Genomic DNA, 18,313 nt, shown 5'->3' with positions numbered 1-18,313 from the left:
AAGGATAATAATTAATAGCGGATTGAAAATACAATAATGGTCAACTGTAAAATCCTAATTGCTTTATAATGCTAACATTTTGCTAACGCAATCCAATGAAAAAGTATAAACTCCCGTTAAAGATGTTGCAGTAAAATGTCAGGCAAACCTTGATATACCGCACTTAAAGCACACCATGTTAAAGATGTTACACACCCTCACCTTAGGGGCGGCATGATGTAATCCATCATCCCCGATTCCTGGAGTATAAAAGTAGTCATTCCTTATGGAATGACTACTTTTTTTGTGTTCTGAGAGAGTTGAAGCGTTTAAAAACTCACCAGATAGGTAAAAAGTATGATAAAAAGACATCCGAACTGGAATTATTTACGTATGCTCCATGTGACTTCTACTTTCTAATAAATGTAAGCAGGTGATAACGTGAATTACTCAACCATGAAACTAAGAACACTGGTAGAACGGATCATAGAAGAAGACGAGAGGGCAAAGGAAGAATTCGAAAGACGCTGGGAAATCCCCTGGGAACAAGTAGGGACGGTACAGATTTCAGTTGAGAAGAACCAAAGGGACTGAAATGGTTCTAACCATCCCTCTTATGATAAAGTATGGATAGAATAGTTCAGAAAGAGGGTTACCGATGACAGTCAAACAATACTATCAAGACGCCTATATGAAATTCTTTCAAACATCCATGCAGGATCAACAGCATGATGATTCAGGCTGGTACGTCGTATTAGAAGAAACAGCTTTCTATCCAACAGGCGGTGGCCAGCCCCATGATACAGGAATATTAAAGGACAAGCGGATTACCAATGTTGAAGAAGTGAACGGAGAGATCCGTCATTACATAGAAGCGCCGTTCGAGGATATCTCAGGGGTCTTTGAGGGACGGGTTGATTGGGAGCGCCGCTTTGATCATATGCAGCAGCATGCCGGTCAGCATATCCTGTCTGCCGCATTTGCCGAGACATTAGGGTATGAGACGATCAGCTTTCACCTCGGGAAAGAGTTCTTGACCATCGACTTAGACGTAAGTGACATCAAGGAGTCAGACGCTCTACAAGCAGAAGCACTCGCCAACCGGATCATTCGGGAGAGCAGGCCGATCGAGACGAAATGGATAACGGAAGCGGAACTTCCGGACTATCCACTGCGAAAGCATCCCTCCGTCACCGACGAGATCAGACTGGTTATCATCCCGGACTTCGACTACAACGGTTGCGGAGGTACCCATCCACGTTCCACTAGTGAAGTCGGGGCAATCAAGATCCTTGATTGGGAGAAGCATAAAGGCCATATCCGATTGCAGTTTGTATGCGGAGACCGGGTGTTGAATCAATTACACCGTAAGCATGGACTACTGAGAGAGCTCACCGGTGCGCTGCAGGCTCCGGAAGAAAACATGGTACCGACCGTAGAGAGAATGCTCGCCAAGCAAAAAGAGCAAGAGAGGGCATTGGAAGGGTTGAAAGAGGTTCTCTTAACGTATGAAGCAGAAGGATTACTTGGGGAGGGAACTCCACAGGAAGGCTATACATTAATCAAAAAAGCTTACTCGGATCGCTCCATCCAAGAGCTTCAAAAAATCGCACAGCATATCGTCGCTAAGAGTGAAGAAGTAATTGTGTTATTGGTTGTTCAGAATGAACAAAAGCTACAGCTTGTAGCGGCAAAAGGCTCTTCACCGAGCGTCAACTTAAGAGAGGTCGCCCAAAAGGTCTTTCCGATGATCAACGGGAAAGGCGGGGGGAAGGAATCGTTCGTTCAAGGTGGGGGAGAAGCTGTTATGAGTAGGGAAGAGCTTCTTGAGACGTTGGTGAATCAGCTATAGTTGATGACCGTTTCATTGGGTGAAAAAGACATGAAAACTAATCAATGAAATAACTTGCAATTTAATTTATGAATAATTAAAAAATTAATAAAGTTGGAATTAAAAGGTTATTTTCCTTTAGATAAGGGAAATAACCTTTTATAATAACTAGGTCATTAGTTCTGTGATAATGAACATCTGGAGGTCTTTAGTCTTTCTATAATGATTGTTACATTCTTATTTAGTGCTTTACCACAATGGTATACTCCACAATTCATAATGAACAGTGTTGTGTCTAGCATATTAGTCATCATTATGGTGGTTTCTTGGAGACTAGTGGAACTTAAAGTGAGGTATTTTTCTATTCAAAGCTATTGTTTGGTTTTTGTCTTTCCTTTTTGTTTGCCCATCCGCTTATTAAATACTTTTGGCAAGAAGGAAATTCTTATTAGGGATTTGGGTAGCGGGCTTTATCATTACAACTCTCTTAAAGGAGAAAATTTTTCAAACCTTTTCAAAGACTTTCGAAAATAGGTTTAGCGTGGCCTTTCATATTGTAGTCTTTATCTGCATAACTGTTGGTCCAATGTTTATCATTATCGGAAATGCAATTGATTTTAATAAGAATATTTCATATGGCTCAGTGCTATCGGCTCTATTGCAAATAACATTGCCTGCTTTTTTGAAGCATCCGAAAGCTATTATGTCGAAATCAATCTAATATCCCACGAGTAAGTTGTAATTCATATCAAGCTTGTCTACATATAAATCGTATTTAGGTACTTTAGAAGATTTTACTCATTGTGTTTTTTTATGCTATATACCTAAAAATAATGGGGGAGACCATGAATGCTGAACAAACACAAAAAAGCCTTAAATAAAGCTAAATTCAAAAAGAAAATCACGAGAACCATAGGGTCGATATTGGTTGATACCATTTTGCCTAAGGATGAGATTACACCAGGTGAAGAGTTGGTGGGAGAGGTTGAACTGAGAAGTAAAAAAGGGTTGCAAGAGGTTGAACGCATCAAGGTTTCCCTTATGCAACAGTTTATGACGATGGATAATCATATCAGCAACCTGCCTTTACACTCGGTGGAAATGAGGTTAACCGATGAACAAAGAGATGCGGATGAGGTGACCGTGCCCTTTTCAATGACCGTTCCCCTGTACGTCCCTCATAATATTGGAAAGCGCCAGTGCTGGATTCAAACAGATGTAGACATTGCGTATAAATTGGATCCCCGAGATCTTGATTTTATTCAAGTGAACCCTCATCCCATTGTGCCGAAAGTGAACAAAGTATTAACCGAACGATTAGGAATGCTGAAGACAAATCGGGAAGAGGTCATTTATTACTCAGGTTTTGGAGGGAGATTCGTCATTGATAAACGGATTCTCAATCATCCCCTATATCCCATGTTATCAAAACGTTTGGTTCCACTTGTACATGAGCTGGAGTTTTTCCCCCCTGATGAGTTTAAGGAAAAGTTTAAAGAGATTGAGATTATTTATGACATTCATCCTGAAGGACTGGACCTTTATGTCGAATTGCAATACTTTATAAGAAAAAATATTGGTGGTTATTTTGAGAGAGAAGCTCTAAGGGAGAGAGGGATGGACGAAGTCATTCACAAAATAAGCTTTACAAATGAGGAGCTCGAAATGGAAGAGGAGATAGCATCAAAAATATTCGACCTTCTACAAAATGCAGAAGAACCAGTAGAATTACGAGGCGATTGAATTTAATCAAACGTTTGTTTAAATCAAATCTCATGTATATAAAAGAACGGACATGCACCCCATGTCCGTTCTTTTCAACCCAAAACATTCGATATCCCACTCAATATTGGTTAAAATAGAAAAGACACACCATGTTCGACAAATGGCAACAGCTTAAAGGAGAGAAATACATGACGCACTATGCGGATGATAGTTTAGCTTTACATACAGATTTGTATCAGATTAATATGACGAAGGCGTATTGGGATGATGATTTCCATAATCGAAAGGCTGTTTTTGAAGTGTTCTTTCGAAAGCTGCCTTTTGGGAATGGATATGCGGTTTTTGCCGGGCTTGAACGGATCATTGAATATGTGAAAAAATTTCATTTCTCTGAGAGTGATATTGAGTATTTAAGAGAATTGGGTTATGAAGAGGAGTTCCTTCAGTACTTAGCGGACCTTCAATTTACGGGGACGATACGTTCGATGCAGGAAGGGGAGATTGCGTTCGGGAATGTTCCTCTTATCCGTGTGGAGGCTCCCTTGGCTCAAGCTCAGATACTGGAGACGGCGATCTTAAATATCGTGAACTATCAAACCCTGATTGCGACGAAGGCGAATCGAATTAAGCAAGTGGTCCAGGATGAAGTCGTGATGGAGTTTGGGACGAGACGGGCCCATGAACTGGATGCAGCCATTTGGGGGACGCGTGCGGCTTATATTGGCGGCTTTGATGCGACAAGTAATGTCCGGGCGGGTAAGTTATTTGGGATGCCGGTATCAGGTACCCATGCCCATTCAATGGTTCAGGCATATCAGGATGATTATCAGGCGTTCCATAAATATGCGGAGAGCCATAAGGACTGTGTGTTTTTAGTGGATACCTACGACACATTGAAATCGGGTGTACCCACGGCCATCCAGGTAGCAAAAGAGCTTGGGGACCGGATTAATTTCAAGGGTATTCGTTTGGACAGCGGTGATATGGCTTACTTATCCAAGAAAGCCCGTAAAATGCTTGATGAAGCAGGGTTTACAGAAACAAAGATCATTGCGTCAAATGATCTGGATGAATATACGATTCTGAATTTAAAAGCCCAAGGAGCCCGGATTGATGTGTGGGGTGTGGGGACGAAGTTAATAACTGCCTATGATCAACCAGCTTTAGGAGCAGTATATAAACTCGCTTCCATTGAAAACGAATCGGGGGAAATGGAAGATACAATTAAAATATCCAGTAATGCCGAGAAAGTTTCCACTCCTGGACTCAAAAAGGTTTATCGAATCATCAATACGGTTAATCATAAATCAGAAGGGGATTATATCGCCTTGGAGCATGAAGATCCTCAAAATGAAAGCCGACTGAAAATGTTTCACCCTGTGCATACCTATATCAGTAAATTCATCACCAACTTTGAAGCGAGAGAACTTCACAAAGATATTTTTAAGGATGGGGAGTTGGTTTATGCATCTCCATCATTAGAAACAATGAGGTCCTTTGTGAATGAAAACCTCGACCTGCTGTGGGACGAGTATAAACGTTCCATGAACCCAGAGGGATATCCCGTGGATTTAAGTGAAGAATGTTGGACGAACAAAATGAATCTGATTCAAAAGGTTAAGGAAGAGGTAAAAGAGAAATTCAACAAAACGATGTAATCCCGATAAAAGATGGGTAAATTAATCAGATCCGAAATACTGATAAAACCTAAATGGAGTGTGAAAACATGGATTCCCTTCAAAAACAAATTGTAGAAGAAATGATGGTGTCCCCGGAAATCAACCCGCAGGAAGAAATACGTCGCAGTGTTGATTTTATGAAATCGTACTTGAAAAAGCATTCATTTTTGAAAAGCTTGGTCCTTGGCATTTCAGGTGGTCAGGATTCCACTTTATTAGGAAAACTTGCACAGATGGCAATCAACGAGATGAACGAGGAAACAAGTTCATCGGATTATGCTTTTTACGCAGTGAGGCTGCCCTACGGTGAGCAGGGAGATGCCGAGGACGCCATTGATGCAGTGGAATTCATTAACCCGTCCGTTTCTTTGACGGTTAATGTCCAGCCGGCAGTCGATGCCAGCGTAGAAACTCTGAAGAAAAACGGAATCGAGCTTTCCGACTTTGTCAAAGGAAACGAAAAGGCACGAGAACGGATGAAAGTTCAATTCGCCATTGCTGCCATGAAGAATGGTGTTGTCCTTGGTACCGATCATTCTGCTGAAGCGGTTACCGGCTTTTATACGAAGTACGGTGATGGAGCCGCGGACCTCGTTCCCCTTTTCCGTCTGAATAAACGGCAAGGGAAGAAGCTCTTAATGGAACTTGGCTGTCCGGAACACTTATACAATAAGAAACCAACGGCAGACCTTGAGGAAGACCGTCCGCAACTTCCGGATGAAGAAGCCCTTGGCGTCACATACGACCAGCTGGACGATTATCTGGAAGGAAAAGAAGTGCCTCTTGAGGCAAAGAAAGCGATCGAAGGTCATTACTTGAAAACACAACATAAACGTCATCTGCCCGTAACGGTGTTTGATGATTTTTGGAAATAAGAATGGAATGAAGCCAACTCTCAGCATGTGCGGGGTTGGCTTTTTCATTTGTCTACGTATTTTATCATTCGACAATAACGGACTGTGACAGACCCACGAGTACTTATATCCTACCAAATCCCTAAAATTTCTATATTAATTTGCCATTTTATAGAGGATTTTCGACTTTTTAAACGAAAGTAATAATAGTTAAGGACGATATTGATGTATCCAGGAGGGGTAAGATGTCACATGAAATGATAAACCCGAAGCTGCAAAGTATCATTGATAATATAGAAAAAGTCATGATTGGAAAGAGGAAGGTAGCGGAACTGAGTGTCGTTTCACTTTTGGCCGGCGGGCATGTGTTGCTTGAGGACGTTCCCGGTGTGGGGAAAACGATGATGGTTCGTGCACTGGCGAAGTCGGTGGGGGCGAGCTTTAAACGTATTCAGTTCACACCGGATTTATTGCCTTCAGATGTAATAGGTGTGTCGATTTATAACCCGAAGGAAATGGAATTCACATTCAGGCCTGGTCCTATCATGGGGAACATCATTCTCGCGGATGAAATTAACCGTACGTCACCTAAGACCCAGTCCGCACTACTTGAGGGCATGGAAGAGAGCAGCGTGACGATCGATGGAATGACGAGGCAGCTTGATAAACCTTTCTTCGTTATGGCGACCCAGAATCCGATTGAGTATGAAGGGACCTATCCACTACCGGAAGCGCAGCTTGACCGCTTCTTATTAAAGATGAAAATGGGGTATCCTGAACCGGAAGAAGAGATGGAGGTTCTTCATCGGGCTCAGAAAAACCCTCCGATCGATGAGTTGGAGTCTGTAATGACCTTGGAGGAATTGAGATATATTCAAGGGGAAGTGAAGGATGTATTGGTCGATGACACGATCAAGAAGTACATTGTGGAAATTGCGAATCGTACAAGGATTCATGCCAATGTTTACCTGGGAGCGAGTCCACGTGGATCCATTGCGTTGATGAAAGCATGTCAGGCTTATGCCTTTTTAAGGGGCAGGGATTATGTGGTTCCCGATGATGTTCAATACTTGGCACCTTTTGTTTTCTCTCACAGGATCATCATGAAATCTGAAGCGAGATATGAAGGTATCACTCCGGAAGAAGTAGTGGAAAGAGTGATGGCGCGTATCCCTGTTCCCGTACAAAGGCTTGTGAGATAGGATGAAGACGAAACTTCAATTTCTTAAACCATTGGGGAAGTTTCTTCTGCTGCTCATTTTAGTGGGGATCTCGTTTTCTTACGCGATGTTCCAGGGTGGATTTGTGAGCTGGTTTTTATTCTATAGCTTTCTGCCATTCGCCCTTTATGCTGCTTCTGTATTCTTATATCCTCTTTCTGAGTTTTATGTAGAGAGGAGTTTCGAATCAAGTGAGTACAAAGCGGGGGATGAGTTAAAGGTGACGATTACCCTTTCACGAAAGATTCCATTTCCTTTATTTTATATGTTGTTAGAGGATGTGGTAACAGATTCCGTTTTTCACCATTCCGGTTTTCAAAAGGCGAAAGCGATGATTCACCCCGGGTTCAGAAAACGGATCAAGCTCACGTATTACATAGAAGAATTGCCCCGTGGAGAGCATGTTTTCTCTGCTGTCCGACTCCGTGCCGGCGATTTCTTCGGCATATTTGAAAAGGAAGCATCCATCGATTGTATCAATAAGCTTCTTGTATATCCTGCTTTCGTGGATGTTCCCTACAGGCCCCTGGAAAATCGCTATGATCAAGGGATGACCACTTCAAATGTGAAGATTCAGAAGGACACGACGATGGCAACGGGTATACGTGATTATCAACCGGGGGATCGTTTCTCGTGGATCCATTGGAAGACATTTGCCAGAACCAATGAGCTGATGACGAAGGAGTTTGAGGAACGTCAATCCCACGATGTGCTGATCGTATTGGATCGGGAGGACTCTCCTGCCTTTGAATCGATGGTGACATTGTCCGCTTCGATGATACGTTCCATTTTGAAAAAAGGGGCGCAGGTTGGACTTGTCTCGATTGGGGAAGATCATGTATCTTTTCCGATTCGCGGCGGTGAAGAACATCAAAGTCAGCTATTCTATCATCTGGCGAAAGTCAGACAGGACAGCCCTTACGCTTTAGGAAAAGTACTCCAGGGGGAAGGGTTGAATTACTCCCAATCTGCAGCTGTGCTGTTTGTCACTTCGTCAGTTTCAAAAAAGATGATCATGAGTGTGAATCAGTATGCAAAGAGGAACAGTTCGGTCGTGATTTTTTTGGTGAAGCGAATAGGGGAAGCCTATACGGCCGAGGAGAAATCGTTGAAAGCTTACGCCTCGTCCCGTGGTATTCGACTGAAGGTATGCTTTGAAGGTGACTTCTCTTCTGCCTTTATGGAGGTGAAACGAGCATGAGTCATGAAACACCTAAACACCGATTCTTTACGATTATGATTTACTTGTTTGGGTTTCTGCTGTTATGGGAATGGCTGAAGCCCCTTCAGGTGGTGACGGATACAGGGAGTTTGACGTATTTTGTGGTATTTATTGCTTTATCACTTGTCCTGTCTTATTTCAGGATTCACTATTTCCTGACAGCGACAGTTAAGCTATTCTTTATTTTGTTTGCGTTACATGGATTGTATTATTCAGGTTCGTTTTTCACCTTTACATGGTTAGAGAAGTTTGGTCAAGACCTGTGGCTGAATATCGGTTTGACAGTCGGGCGTGAATGGCCAAGTCTTTCGTTCGAGTACAGAAGCTTATTGTTCTTTGTTTTACTATGGCTGATGACGTATTTGCTTTATTACTGGTTATCGGTCAGGAAGACGATTCTCCTCTTTTATGTGATGACCGTGACCTATATTTGTCTGATAGATACGTTCACGATTTATGAAGGGGATCGGGCGATTATCCGGGTCGTCATTTTCGGCTTTCTGTTAATGGGATTGTTGGCTCTCGAACGTTTGGTTCAACGGGAGAACCTTCTTGGATCCAAGATGAGCAGGCACCGCTGGATTGTACCGCTTACGGTTATGCTTGGGGTGAGTTCAGTTGTTGCTTTTGCAGCCCCTAAGGCAGATCCCATCTGGCCGGACCCGGTGCCTTATATTCAATCCTTTGCGGAAGGAGCCGGTGGCAGTGGCGTGAACAAAGTAGGTTATGATGCAGATGATTCTCAGCTTGGGGGACCCTTTGTCGGTGATCCTACTGTCATTTTTAATGCTGAAGTAACGAGAGAACACTACTGGAGAATTGAAACGAAAGATCTATATACAGGCAAGGGCTGGGAGCAATCCATTCCTGATGACCAGCAGTCTGCCACCACTTTTGATTCAGAAGAAGTGGTTCCCTTCACAACCAACGAACCGGATGGAGAGCGGGAAGTGGAAACAGAGAAGGTAATGGTGGAACGAACCTATTCCCATGTTGTCTATCCGTATGGGATAGAAAGAATAATCGGAAATGAAGAAGGCTATTTCTCCTTTGATCCCGTAAACGAAAAGGTTACAAGTTATGAAGGGGAAGACGAAACCATTAAACTAGAAGAGTATGAACTTTCCTACCGCTCACCTTCCTATTCTCAGAAGAAGATGAAAGCAGCGAACGAAAATCAGGAAATCATGCAGACTCCTGATTTTGTTGACCGCTATACACAACTTCCGGAAACGACTCCCCAGCGTGTGAAGGACCTGGCTTTTGAGATTACATCGGAAGAAGATAATTGGTATGACAAAGTCAGGGCGATCGAAAACTATTTTTCGAAAGAAGCTTACGTGTACGACCAATTTGACGTGCCGGTGCCTGAGGAAGGGCAGGATTACGTCGATCAGTTCCTATTTGAAACCCAGAGAGGGTACTGTGATAACTTCTCCACTTCCATGGTCGTGTTAGTCCGGGCACTTGGAATCCCGGCAAGATGGGCAAAGGGATATACAGAAGGGGAATACAGTAGACAAGTGGATACGATGTATAAGCTTTATGAAATTTCCAATAATAATGCTCACTCCTGGGTGGAGGTATTCTTCCCGGAAGTAGGATGGGTGCCGTTCGAGCCTACTGTTGGATTCAGTAATAACGTATCGTATCAATATGACCTGGATGTACCTGATTCGGATAACAACGAAGTTCCTGTTCCTGAGAAAGAGGAAACACCGAAACAGCCGATTCAACCTGAAGAAGATGATTCAAAAGCGGCTGGAAGTGGTTTTTCTCTGTCAAAGCTTTGGGATGATATTCAAACATTCTTTGTGGAAAACTGGGGCAAGCTTGTCATGGGATTCATGCTCTTGCTTATCATGGGAATTGCTTTGTACATCGTAAGAAGACGGTGGATGCCGTATGTCCTGATACTCTATTATCGAAGAAAATCATCAGATGGCGCGTTTTCCGAAGCCTATCTTTCTTTAATTAAACAGCTTGAAAGATATGGACTGAAAATGGATGACGGACAAACATTAAGGGGCTATTCGCGATATATTGACTCATTCTTTGGTACCCATGAAATGACGAGCCTGACCAATAATTATGAACGTATTTTATATGGTCAGAGGCAAGGGGAAGAAGATTGGCAGAAGATGAGGGAATTATGGGAAAATTTAATTAAAAGGACAACTGGTTGACCCTTTTGAAAACAAGGTATAAAATGATGTCAAATTCATAATAACGTTCGTTAGCATCCTTCGTATATCCTCGATAATACGGTTCGAAAGTATCTACCCGGTCACCTTAAATGACTGGACTATGAAGGCAGTGTTCTAATTTGACATCCCTGTATGCAAAAAACTAGAATTCTGCCTTTTTTTAAGGCGAAGTCTGGTTTTTTTTATTTTTTTAGGAATGCTAACAACAACAAGTACTATAAGGATGGAGTACGTCCTGACCCATAAAAAACTGATGAGGTGAACTGAATGCTTGGTAAAGAAGAATTGCACAATCAAGAAATGATCGTCGTTTTGGACTTTGGAAGTCAATACAATCAATTAATCACCCGAAGAATTCGTGAGTTCGGTGTTTATAGTGAGCTCCACCCGCATACAGTTACCCTTGAAGAAATTCAGGAAATAAATCCAACCGGGATCATATTCTCCGGGGGACCGAACAGTGTCTACGGTGAAGACTCATTCCGTTGCGATGAGCGCATCTTTGATTTGGATATTCCTATTTTGGGAATTTGCTACGGTATGCAGCTTATGACTATGCACTTCGGTGGAAAAGTGGAACGCGCAAAGCACCGTGAGTACGGAAAAGCGGCCATCAATATTGAAAAACAATCTAAGTTATTCTCCAACCTGCCTGAAGAGCAAGTCGTATGGATGAGTCATGGAGATCTTGTAGTGGAAGCTCCTGCAGGCTTTGATGTAAACGCGACGAACCCTTCTTGCCCGATTGCTTCCATGAGTAACGAGGAAAAAGGATTATATGCCGTTCAATTCCATCCTGAAGTACGTCACTCTGTGCACGGAAATGAAATGCTGAAAAACTTCGTATTCGACGTGTGTGGGTGTGCAGGTGACTGGTCCATGGAGAACTTCATTGAAATGGAAATGGACAAGATCCGTCAAACAGTCGGTGACAAAAAAGTCCTTTGCGCATTAAGCGGAGGAGTGGATTCTTCTGTTGTTGCAGTGTTGATCCATAAAGCAATCGGTGATCAATTAACATGTATTTTCGTTGATCACGGCCTTCTTCGAAAAGGTGAAGCAGACAGCGTCATGAAAACTTTCTCTGACGGTTTTAACATGAACGTCATTAAAGTGGATGCTCAAGACCGTTTCTTAAATAAATTAAAAGGTGTTTCTGACCCTGAGCAAAAACGTAAAATCATCGGGAATGAATTTATTTACGTGTTTGATGATGAAGCGACTAAGCTTAAAGGTATCGAGTATCTTGCACAAGGTACTTTATATACAGACATCATTGAAAGTGGAACAGCCACTGCTCAGACGATCAAATCTCACCACAATGTTGGTGGACTGCCTGAAGACATGCAGTTCACACTTATTGAGCCATTGAACACATTATTCAAAGATGAAGTGCGTGCATTAGGATCTGAAATGGGTATTCCTGATGAAATCGTATGGCGTCAACCATTCCCGGGACCGGGTCTTGGAATTCGTGTGCTCGGTGAAATTTCTGAGCAGAAACTTGAGATCGTTCGTGAATCTGATTACATTCTGCGTGATGAAATCAAGAAAGCCGGACTTGATCGTGACATTTGGCAATACTTCACGGTTCTGCCTGACATCCGAAGCGTCGGAGTGATGGGGGATGCCAGAACGTATGACTATACGATCGGAATCCGTGCGGTGACATCCATTGACGGTATGACTTCCGACTGGGCCCGTATTCCTTGGGATGTATTGGAGAAAATCTCAACACGTATCGTAAACGAAGTCGATCATATCAACCGCGTTGTGTATGATGTGACGAGTAAGCCACCTGCAACGATTGAGTGGGAATAGAAACTTATAGATTCTTGTACAGATAGGTGACAGGCACTTCCCGTCGAAGGTCGATTCTTAGAATTCGACAAAAAACGGGAGTGCCTGTCATTTTGTGTATAAAGCGAACATTAATATAAAATTTAATAAATAATGTTCGTATTTTGTGTTGACGGTCATGTTTTGAGTTGGTACAATAGTACTGTAATCATAATAAAACATTATAAAAGTATTACGTCGTATAATTTCGGGAATAAGGCCCGAGCGTTTCTACCAAGCTACCGTAAATGGCTTGACTACGAGGTGATTGAGAATAGGACTGTTGAACAATTCACCATTGACCTATTCATCATGATCTTAACAGTCAAAGCCTTGAACTCTGGTAGTTCGAGGCTTTTTTATTGAAATGCTGAATTCTGCGGCGACTCTATAGGAGGAGTACAAGAATGAAAAATTTCTTTCAGTTTGACCAGTTAGGAACGACTTATAGAAGGGAAATCATCGGGGGATTAACGACGTTTCTTTCTATGGCTTATATCCTGATCGTCAATCCATTGACGTTAACCCTTCAATCGGTACCGGATCTTCCGGATAGCATGAGAATGGATTACGGTGCAGTATTCGTCGCTACGGCTTTAGCGGCTGCCATTGGTTCCTTGATCATGGGGCTCATTGCAAAATATCCAATAGCCCTAGCACCCGGTATGGGATTAAACGCATTCTTCGCATACACAGTAGTATTGACAATGGGTGTACCGTGGCAATCGGCATTAACTGGTGTGTTAATTTCAGGATTGATTTTCATCATCCTCACACTGTCGGGTATTCGTGAAAAAATCATTAACTCAATCCCGGCGGAATTAAAATATGCAGTAGGAGCGGGTATTGGACTTTTCATTACCTTTATCGGATTTCAAAATGCAGGAATCATTGTGAACAATGATGCAGTATTAGTGGGTCTTGGAGATTTAACAAATGGCTCGACTCTTCTCGCCATTTTCGGAATCATCATTACCGTCATTCTGATGACAAGAGGCGTTAAAGGCGGTATATTCATCGGGATGGTTGTAACGGCAATCGTCGGAATGGTCGTTGGATTGATCGACACGCCGGAAAAAGTAGTAGACGCAGCACCAAGTCTTGCTCCTACGTTTGGAGCAGCTTTAGATCCTTTATTCAATGATGCGGGCAGTATTTTTACGATACAAATGCTTGTTGTGATTCTGACATTCTTATTCGTTGATTTCTTCGATACGGCAGGTACCCTTGTAGCAGTTGCCAATCAAGCAGGATTAATGAAGGAAAATAAATTACCACGTGCAGGTAAAGCTTTATTCGCCGATTCCTGTGCAACAGTGGTAGGGGCCATCTTAGGGACTTCGACAACCACGTCTTATATCGAATCTTCTGCAGGTGTAGCGGCAGGAGCGAGAACCGGATTTGCGTCAGTGGTAACGGCAGTCTTATTCTTACTCTCGATTTTCTTCTTCCCGCTGCTTGCCGTCATAACTTCGGCAGTTACAGCACCGGCACTGATCATTGTAGGGGTGCTTATGGTTTCATCCCTGGGAGAAATTGATTGGAAGAAGTTTGAGGTAGCTGTACCAGCATTCTTAACGATCGTAGCCATGCCATTAACGTACAGCATCGCGACAGGTATCGCCATCGGATTTATCTTTTACCCTATTACGATGATCATGAAAGGTCGCGTAAAGGAAATCCATCCGATCATGTATTTCTTGTTTGTCATCTTCGTTATGTATTTTATATTCTTAGTTTAAAACATAAAAATCTTTAAGCTGGTCTCTCGGAGATCAGCTTTTTGTTATTTTTAAACGGAAAAGAGTGAAACATAAATAGAGGAAACGGGGGGAGGACTAGAGAAGATATACGTATACGGGAAATATGAATTGAAAAAAGGATAGGTTTTCGTTAAAATCATGGAATCGGATAGTGTCGAAATTGGTCGAAATTATAGGGAGAATGACGATGTCTACTTTAAATGTGAAGAAAGCGTTGAATAACAATGTATTAATTGCAAATCACGAGAGTTACGGTGAAGTCGTGCTGATCGGGAAAGGGATAGGGTTCAACCGTAAAAAAGGGGACCCCATTCAGAATGATATTGCAGAAAAGATGTTTGTATTAAAAGGAGAGAAAGAACAGGAGCAGTACAAAAACCTTCTTCCTTTCTTAAATGATGATATGTCGAACGTCATCATTTCTGCCATCGAATTAATCAGAAAAAGAACCAACTCTTTTCTAAATGAGCATATTCACATCGCCCTGACCGACCATATCCTTTTTGCTATCAACCGATTGATGAGAGGAATGGAGATCCGCAATCCGTTTCTGGTAGAAACGAGGACGCTGTATCCATTCGAATACGAAATTGCCAGAGAAGTGGTGGGCATGATCAATGAAATGACCGATGTTCATTTGCCGGAAGGGGAAGTGGGATTTATTGCCCTTCATATCCATAGCGCCATGATGAACAAGGATCTGTCTGAAGTGAATCAACACTCCCAGTTGATTGGTCGCCTGACCGGGATGATCGAACAACAACTGGATGTGAAAATTAATAAGGAAAGCGTCGATTATATGAGGCTCGTGCGCCACATTCGATATACAATAGAGCGGGTACTTAGGGAAGAACGCGTAGAAGAACCAGAAAAAATTGCAAAACTGTTGAAAGAGGAATACCCTCTCTGCTATAATTTATCTTGGAAGCTGATCAAGATGATGCAGCAAACATTGCAAAAACCCGTCTACGATGCAGAGGCTGTATATTTAACTATGCACTTGCAGCGTATTCAGAGTAAAGTTAAATAAAGTACTTATCTTTCTTACGTGTTACTGATACGATCAGGCATGAGTGAAGAAGATGATTGAAACGTATAATTTGGGGTAGTCTATCCTTATACGTTCATTATCCTCTTTTCTCATGCCTTTTTTGTTTGCAATCATCATCTAATTAGTTGGAAAAATGAACGAAATAAAAGGAGGAAACTTCATGTTTAAAAAGGCTTTTGGCGTTTTACAAAAAGTCGGTAAAGCTCTTATGCTGCCTGTAGCTATCTTACCAGCAGCGGGATTATTGCTTGCATTCGGTAATGCACTGCAAAACCCGACGTTATTAGAAATTGCTCCATTCCTTTCAAACGGCGGCGTTGAAATGGTCGCAAGTGTCATGGAACAAGCAGGTGGAATTATCTTCGGAAACTTAGCCCTGTTATTCGCAGTGGGTGTAGCCATCGGTTTAGCTGGTGGGGAAGGGGTCGCTGGTTTAGCAGCTATCGTTGGTTTCTTGATTATGAACGTAACAATGGGAACAGTTGAAGGACTGGGAATCGGGGATGTAACAGGTGATGGTGTAGATCCTGCATACGCACTTGTTCTCGGGATTCCTACACTTCAAACCGGGGTATTCGGTGGTATTATCGTCGGGATACTCGCGGCGGCAATGTATAATCGTTTCTTCCAAATCGAACTCCCTTCATATCTGGGATTCTTCGCGGGTAAACGATTTGTTCCAATCGCAACGGCAGCTTCTGCTGTTGTACTAGGACTATTAATGTTATTAATCTGGCCACCGATCCAAAATGGCCTTAATTCATTCTCTAACTTTATGCTTGGTGAAAACAGAGCATTTGCTGCATTCATATTCGGTGTCATCGAACGTGCTCTTATACCATTTGGACTTCACCATATTTTCTATTCACCTTTCTGGTTCGAGTTCGGCTCGTATACTTCAGAAGCAGGAAATATTGTTCGTGGAGACCAGGCGATCTTCATGAAGCAGATTCAAGATGGAGTACAAGATCTGACTGCAGGTACCTTCATGACTGGTAAATTCCCATTCATGATGTTCGGTCTTCCGGCAGCGGCATTAGCGATCTACCATGAAGCAAAACCTGAAAGAAAAGCAGTTGTGGCAGGTATCATGGGCTCGGCAGCTTTAACATCTTTCTTAACAGGTATCACAGAACCAATCGAATTCTCATTCTTATTCGTAGCACCAGTACTTTTTGGTATCCATACAATCTTTGCAGGTTTATCTTTCTTAACCATGCATCTATTAGACGTTAAGATCGGTATGACATTCTCAGGTGGTTTAATTGACTACATCCTGTTCGGATTGATCAACCCACAAACAAACGCATGGATCGTTATTCCGGTAGGGGCAGTATTTGCTGTCATTTACTACTTCGGATTCCGTTTCGCTATCCGTAAGTTCAATCTTATGACTCCTGGTCGTGAAGATGTAGACGAAGATGACGATGGATCACCGGCAAGTTCAGCTGGAGACCTTCCATACAATATCCTGGAAGCAATGGGTGGACAAGAAAACATCGCTCACTTAGACGCATGTATCACTCGTCTTCGTGTTTCTGTTAATGATGTAAAAAGTGTCGATAAGAACCGCCTGAAAAAATTAGGTGCTTCAGGAGTCCTTGAAGTCGGAGACAACATTCAAGCGATATTCGGACCTAAGTCAGATACGATCAAATCACAAATGCAAGACATCATCCGTGGGAAAGCTCCACGCAGAGTAGAAACAAACGCAAATGAAGAAGTTGAGCAACAAATTGAAGAAGTGAACCCAGAGGCACTTCAGACAACTGAAGAACAAAAGAACGAAAAATTCGTAGCCCCTATCACTGGAGAAATCAAAGACATCACGGAAGTTCCTGATCAGGTATTCTCAGGGAAAATGATGGGTGACGGTTTCGCGATCGTACCGACAGAAGGAACCATCGTTTCACCTATCACAGGTAAAGTCGTAAACGTATTCCCGACGAAGCATGCCATTGGACTAGAGTCCAAAGCAGGCCGTGAAGTTCTGATCCATGTTGGGATCGATACGGTTAAATTAGAAGGTAAAGGATTCGAAGCGCTCGTAAAAGAGGGAGACCAGGTAGAAGCGGGTCAACCATTACTGGAAGTGGATCTTGACTACATCAAAGCAAACGCTCCTTCTATTATGACACCGATTGTCTTCACGAACCTTAAAGAAGGTCAACAAGTAACAATCGAGAAGTCAGGTAAAGTAAACCGTAACGACGAAAATATCATCAAGATCGACTAAAGAATAATTAAACTCCATTTTCATTCTCTCTTGAGGAGAATGAAAATGGTTTTTTTGTTAGTTTGGAAAATGTAATAGAGGGAATGAAACAAGTATAAGTATAGTTTCTACTATATAGATAGTAGGAAGAGATAGAAGGCTTTGGTTGAGAGGTTTTAGAGTCTCGAATATAAGGGTCTAACCTGTGTTTTAGAGGGTGTAATCATTGGAGAGAGTAAAAGAAAGTAGTAATTCTAAAAGTTTTTCTAAAAACTCTCTTAAAAGTATTGACGTATATCTAATAGATTGATATACTTTAAAAACCGTCGCAAGAGAGCAGCGGGTACATAACAACTTCAAACTGGTATCGAAAACATCCTGAAAAAAGTTGTTGACAAACACACTGCATTCTTGATATGATGGTCAAGTCGCTTCAAACGAAGCACATACACATTGAACCTTGAAAACTGAACAAAACAAGACAATACGTCAACGTTAATTCTAGATTTATTTTTAAAGAGCTATTCAAACTTTTATCGGAGAGTTTGATCCTGGCTCAGGACGAACGCTGGCGGCGTGCCTAATACATGCAAGTCGAGCGGATTGATGGGAGCTTGCTCCCATCAGTCAGCGGCGGACGGGTGAGTAACACGTGGGTAACCTGCCTGTAAGACTGGGATAACTCCGGGAAACCGGGGCTAATACCGGATAACTCATTTCCTCGCATG

The 18,313-nt window shown here is 42.4% G+C and carries 12 protein-coding genes, 1 rRNA gene and 2 riboswitches; all 13 genes read left to right on the top strand.

Translation table 11 applies throughout. From position 1 onward, the window contains the following. The first annotated feature begins 420 nt into the window (after positions 1-420). Entirely contained in the window at positions 421-573 is a 153-nt protein-coding gene (locus FZC88_RS24185; protein WP_187443740.1) for a hypothetical protein, read from the top strand. A gap of 64 nt (positions 574-637) precedes the next feature. Then, the gene (locus tag FZC88_RS23395) at positions 638-1,831 is read left to right on the top strand and encodes an alanyl-tRNA editing protein (protein ID WP_148996608.1); all 1,194 of its coding nucleotides are present in this window, start codon (positions 638-640) and stop codon (positions 1,829-1,831) included. Between the two features lie 828 nt (positions 1,832-2,659). Beyond that, complete coding sequence (locus FZC88_RS23390; RefSeq protein WP_148996607.1) at positions 2,660-3,553, top strand: sporulation protein; 894 nt, start codon at positions 2,660-2,662, stop codon at positions 3,551-3,553. 170 nt (positions 3,554-3,723) lie between these two features. Continuing rightward, positions 3,724-5,193, top strand: coding sequence for a nicotinate phosphoribosyltransferase (locus FZC88_RS23385; RefSeq protein ID WP_148996606.1), 1,470 nt, complete (start codon positions 3,724-3,726; stop codon positions 5,191-5,193). A gap of 68 nt (positions 5,194-5,261) precedes the next feature. Then, positions 5,262-6,089: an ammonia-dependent NAD(+) synthetase gene (nadE, locus tag FZC88_RS23380; RefSeq protein ID WP_148971346.1), complete on the top strand. Its 828-nt coding sequence runs from the start codon at positions 5,262-5,264 to the stop codon at positions 6,087-6,089. A gap of 224 nt (positions 6,090-6,313) precedes the next feature. Beyond that, the gene (locus tag FZC88_RS23375; RefSeq protein ID WP_148996605.1) at positions 6,314-7,270 is read left to right on the top strand and encodes an AAA family ATPase; all 957 of its coding nucleotides are present in this window, start codon (positions 6,314-6,316) and stop codon (positions 7,268-7,270) included. A gap of 1 nt (position 7,271) precedes the next feature. Beyond that, positions 7,272-8,489: a DUF58 domain-containing protein gene (locus FZC88_RS23370; RefSeq protein ID WP_148996604.1), complete on the top strand. Its 1,218-nt coding sequence runs from the start codon at positions 7,272-7,274 to the stop codon at positions 8,487-8,489. Continuing rightward, positions 8,486-10,696, top strand: coding sequence for a transglutaminase TgpA family protein (locus tag FZC88_RS23365; protein WP_148996603.1), 2,211 nt, complete (start codon positions 8,486-8,488; stop codon positions 10,694-10,696). The genes FZC88_RS23370 and FZC88_RS23365 overlap by 4 nt, the downstream gene beginning before the upstream one ends. Before the next feature lie 40 nt (positions 10,697-10,736). After that, positions 10,737-10,838, top strand: a riboswitch (purine riboswitch). A gap of 146 nt (positions 10,839-10,984) precedes the next feature. Beyond that, a complete protein-coding gene (guaA, locus tag FZC88_RS23360; protein WP_148996602.1) occupies positions 10,985-12,538 on the top strand; it encodes a glutamine-hydrolyzing GMP synthase in 1,554 nt (517 codons plus the stop codon). Between the two features lie 196 nt (positions 12,539-12,734). Beyond that, positions 12,735-12,836: riboswitch (purine riboswitch) on the top strand. 127 nt (positions 12,837-12,963) lie between these two features. Further along, positions 12,964-14,298 (top strand): NCS2 family permease, encoded by a 1,335-nt coding sequence (locus tag FZC88_RS23355; RefSeq protein ID WP_148971351.1) that lies wholly within the window; start codon positions 12,964-12,966, stop codon positions 14,296-14,298. 208 nt (positions 14,299-14,506) lie between these two features. Continuing rightward, on the top strand, positions 14,507-15,349 hold the full coding sequence (glcT, locus tag FZC88_RS23350) for a glucose PTS transporter transcription antiterminator GlcT (RefSeq protein WP_148971352.1): 843 nt from the start codon (positions 14,507-14,509) through the stop codon (positions 15,347-15,349). A 181-nt stretch (positions 15,350-15,530) separates the two neighbouring features. Beyond that, positions 15,531-17,606, top strand: coding sequence for a glucose-specific PTS transporter subunit IIBC (ptsG, locus tag FZC88_RS23345; RefSeq protein ID WP_148971353.1), 2,076 nt, complete (start codon positions 15,531-15,533; stop codon positions 17,604-17,606). Positions 17,607-18,118: 512 nt separating this feature from the next. Beyond that, positions 18,119-18,313 (top strand): 16S ribosomal RNA (locus tag FZC88_RS23340); the annotation flags it as partial.

The sequence above is a fragment of the Rossellomorea aquimaris genome (assembly GCF_008180865.1).
Classification (GTDB): Bacteria; Bacillota; Bacilli; order Bacillales; family Bacillaceae_B; genus Rossellomorea; species Rossellomorea yichunensis.
This window is presented reverse-complemented; position numbering and strand designations above follow the sequence as displayed.